The organism is Corallococcus sp. CA053C, from assembly GCF_003611675.1.
In the GTDB taxonomy this organism is placed as follows: domain Bacteria; phylum Myxococcota; class Myxococcia; order Myxococcales; family Myxococcaceae; genus Corallococcus.
The window spans coordinates 1-3,608 of the sequence record NZ_RAWA01000633.1 but is presented as its reverse complement, the minus strand read 5'-3'; the positions used below and the strand labels follow the sequence as shown (position 1 = coordinate 3,608).

The following is a 3,608-nucleotide window of genomic DNA, read 5'->3' as shown; positions in this document are numbered from 1 at the left end:
CTGCTGGTGATTGTCGGGGCGGAGGACAAACGCCTGCCCCGGGCGGCGCTGGCGGCGGCTGTCGCGGAGGCCGGGGGCGATTTAGAGGTCATCGACGATGCCGGCGCCACGTTCCACCGCAACCTTCCCCAGGTGGGGCGGGCCGCGGCGGCGTGGCTCCAGCGGCTGTCGGGCGGGTAGGGGGCGTGCAAACCTCCGGACTTCTTCACATTTCTTTACCCTCGTCGCCTTGCACGGCCGACCGGGGGGCGAACAGACTGACGGGGCAGACCCAATCGTCCCGCCATTCGTTCGTAGTGGGTCTTCGAGGCGTCTTCGTTCAAGGAGTGTCCCGATGCGGATGAGGCAATGGAACGTGGTTCTCGCGGCGCTGGCCCTGTCGGCCTCGGCGTGTGCTTCCGCATCGCGGGAGCCGGAGGTCCCGGCCGGACCGGACGTGGCGGCGCTCGAAGCGGAGCAGGCGGAGGCCGTGGCGGCGGGCTCGGACGACGTGGTGTCCGGGGCCATCGTGGTGGACTTCAAGGACGGCACCACCCAGGCCGAGTTCGACTCCTGGGAGGCCCAGTGGGGCCTGGACCTGGAGTTCAACTCCCTGGAGGGGCCCCAGACGGGCGTCACGCTGGCGGTGGGCGTGGACGACGTGGAGGGCGTGCTCCAGCGCATCCGCCAGCACCCGGCGGTGGAGTCCGCGGAGCCGCTGCTCCAGGTGCACAGCAGCTACACGCCGAATGATCCCCAGTACGAAGCGCAGTGGAACCTGAAGATGATCGACATGCCCAAGGCCTGGGACGGCAACCGGGGCAAGGGCGTGGTGGTGGCGGTCATCGACACGGGCATCGCCTACGAGGACCACGACGACTTCAAGCAGGTGCCGGACCTGAAGGGCGTGTCGTTCGTGAAGGGCTACGACTTCGTCAACGACGACGAGCACGCCAACGACGACCACGGCCACGGCACGCACGTGGCGGGCACCATCGCTCAGGCCACCAACAACGGCGAGGGAGTGGCGGGCGTGGCCTTCGAAGCGACGCTGATGCCCATCAAGGTCCTGAACCACTTCGGCAGCGGCACCTCCGCGGACATCGCGGACGCCATCCGCTTCGCGGCGGACCACGACGCGAAGGTCATCAACATGTCGCTGGGCGGCGGCAGCTACTCCCAGGTCATGGCCAGCGCGGTGGAGTACGCGCGCAAGAAGGGCGTCACCGTGGTGGCCGCGGCGGGCAATACCGGGCGCGGCAAGGTGGAGTTCCCCGCGGCGTACCCGGGCGCGGTGGCGGTGGGCGCGGTGGGCCCGGACGGCACGCGCTCGCCGTACTCGTCCTATGGCAAGGAGCTGGACATCGCGGCGCCCGGTGGCGACAAGCGCCAGGGCGACTCGGGCGGCATCCTGCAGAACACCATCGACCCTCGCGACCCGTCGCGCTCCATCTACGCCTGGTACCAGGGCACCAGCATGGCCGCCCCGCACGTGGCCGCGGTCGCCGCGATGCTCTACGGCGCTGGCGCCAAGGGCCCGGACGAGGTGGAGCAGGCGCTCTACGCCGGGGCGAAGGCGCAGGGGGACCAGGCCTGGTCCGAGCAGTACGGCCACGGCGTCCTCAACGCCAACGCGTCGCTGCAGGCGTTCACGGGCGGCACGCCCCACTGGCAGCCGCTCGCGTGGGGCGCGGCGCTGCTGGCGCTGGTGCTGCTGACGCTGCGCGGGCGTGAGCGTCCGGGCTTCCTCAACATCCTCTTCCGCCCGGCGTTCCTCGTGCCGCTGGTCCTGTCCACGGTGGGCTTCTTCTTCCTGCGCACGTGGTTCACGGGCGCCTCGGGTGCGGCGGGCGACGTCGTGAACGTGGCCTCGCTGCCCATCCCGGACTGGCAGCGGATCATCTTCGGGCGCGGCACGGTGAACCCGCTGTTCTACAGCGCGTTGATTCCGCTGGTGCTCTCGCTGCCGGCCATCGCGTGGCGGGGCTTCCGTCCGGCGGTGGGCGGCCTGGCGCTCGGCTTCGCGGGCTTCCTGGCCTACGCGGCGTGGGCGGGCGCTCCGGCGCTGGCGTGGATGCCCTTCACCTTCCTGGCGAAGCCGTGGCTGGGCTTCAACACGGTGGTGTGCCTCGTCATCGCTCGCGCGATGCTCAAGCGGGAGGACGCATGAAGCTCTCCGGCACGGTGCAGTACCAGGACCTCGAAGGCGGCGTCTGGGTCCTGAAGGGCGACGACGGCAAGACGTACCAACTGGCGGGCGGCGACCGGAAGATCAAGAAGGACGGTCAGCGCATCTCCGCCGAGGGCAGCGTGCAGAAGGACGCCGTCACCACCGCCATGGTGGGGCCGGTGTTCCACGTCAGTTCGTACAAGGCGGACTGACGCCGACAGCGCGGCGTCGTGGAAGGCACGGCCTCCAGGCGAAAGCCCGGGGGCCGTTTCATTTCAGGAAGGCCCCTGCCGCGCCCGCGAGGGCAGGGCGACCGTGGGTCTTCAGCGGGTGGCCTTGGACTTGACGGGCGCGTGCGCCTGGGCCTGCCGGAGCCGCTCCTCTTCGTAGACCTCCATCGGCAGCTCGCCCTTGCGGACGCTCTTGCGCAGCTGCTGCAGCGCCTTGCGCTCCGCCTGGAGGCCCGGGTCCGCGTTCTTCGACAGCGGCGGCACCGGGTGCTGGATGTCGTAGACGCTCAGCGACACGCCGCGCCCGTCCACCAGCCCCAGGCCGACGAGGGACAGCGTCGCCACCACCACCCACGGCAGCAACTGGAGGGCGAACAGCGGCACGGGCTTCGTGGCGCGGACCTCGTCGTCGGTCGGCGGCGTGCCCCGTCCCCAGACGGTGGGGAAGTGCCGGGACGCGGCGCGCAGGCCCAGCAGCCCCGTCCACCCGACGAGCGCCAGGCCCAGCACGGCGCGCCAGTCCGTCACGTCGTCCGTCGCCCCGTCCTTCGCCAGCCCCGAGTGCGTGGCCACGAGGAACAGCACCGACGACACGATGTTGTTGGCCGCGTGCGCCGCGATGCCCGGCCACAGCGAGCCGGTGCGCAGGAGCAGCCAGCCGAACAGCAGCCCCAGCTCCGCGCGCGCGAGGAAGCCCACCGGATCCAGGTGGAAGGCGCTGAACACCACCGAGGAGATGATCAACGCGCGCCAGGGCGAGGCCGGGGCCGGAGGGGTCAGGGCGCGCTGGAAGAGGCCGCGGAAGAAGAACTCCTCGCACAGCGGCGCGGCCACCGACACCCCGCCCAGCAGCAGCGCCAGCTCCACGGACGTCTGGCCCTCGAAGAGGCGCGAGGCGTCGAACATCTCCCGCAGCCACGAGGGCGCAACCCGCTGCGCCAGGAACTGGATGGGCACCACCACCGCGAAGAAGTTGGCCACGCCCAGCAGGAAGCCGAACAGCGCGGGCGGTCCCAGGAAGGGCGTGAGGCCCGTGTACCCGGCGGGCTTGAAGCCCGAGCGCCGCAGCATCACCCACGCGAGGCCCAGGAAGAGGAAAACCTCCGTGAACCACACGCCGAAGCCGGGGTTGAGCAGCTGGGTGACGGCCCCCAGCGTCACGAAGAGGCCGAAGGCCAGCGCCGCCGCGAGCGCCGGGTGGGGCGGATGGAGGGGCGGCGGCACGGTGG

The 3,608-nt window shown here is 71.1% G+C and carries 3 protein-coding genes and 1 pseudogene; 3 read left to right on the top strand and 1 reads right to left on the bottom strand.

Translation table 11 applies throughout. The annotated features are described in order from the left end of the window. From D7V97_RS41275 to D7V97_RS41265, 3 genes and pseudogenes are all read left to right on the top strand, one after another. Window positions 1-180, top strand: a pseudogene (locus D7V97_RS41275) (alpha/beta hydrolase); the annotation flags it as partial. Between the two features lie 154 nt (window positions 181-334). Continuing rightward, a complete protein-coding gene (locus D7V97_RS41270) occupies window positions 335-2,149 on the top strand; it encodes a S8 family serine peptidase (RefSeq protein ID WP_120616026.1) in 1,815 nt (604 codons plus the stop codon). Continuing rightward, a complete protein-coding gene (locus D7V97_RS41265; RefSeq protein WP_120616025.1) occupies window positions 2,146-2,361 on the top strand; it encodes a DUF5818 domain-containing protein in 216 nt (71 codons plus the stop codon). Before D7V97_RS41270 ends, D7V97_RS41265 begins: the two co-directional genes overlap by 4 nt. Window positions 2,362-2,472: 111 nt before the next feature. On the opposite strand, the gene D7V97_RS41260 is transcribed toward D7V97_RS41265, so the two are convergent. Continuing rightward, complete coding sequence (locus tag D7V97_RS41260; RefSeq protein WP_233583567.1) at window positions 2,473-3,603, bottom strand: type II CAAX endopeptidase family protein; 1,131 nt, start codon at window positions 3,601-3,603, stop codon at window positions 2,473-2,475. Between the last annotated feature and the right edge of the window lie 5 nt (window positions 3,604-3,608).

Excerpts from the sequence above, each read along its gene's own strand:
- D7V97_RS41265 (WP_120616025.1), top strand. The coding sequence starts at position 2,146 with ATGAAGCTCTCCGGCACGGTGCAGTACCAGGACCTCGAAGGCGGCGTC.
- D7V97_RS41270 (WP_120616026.1), top strand. The coding sequence starts at position 335 with ATGCGGATGAGGCAATGGAACGTGGTTCTCGCGGCGCTGGCCCTGTCG.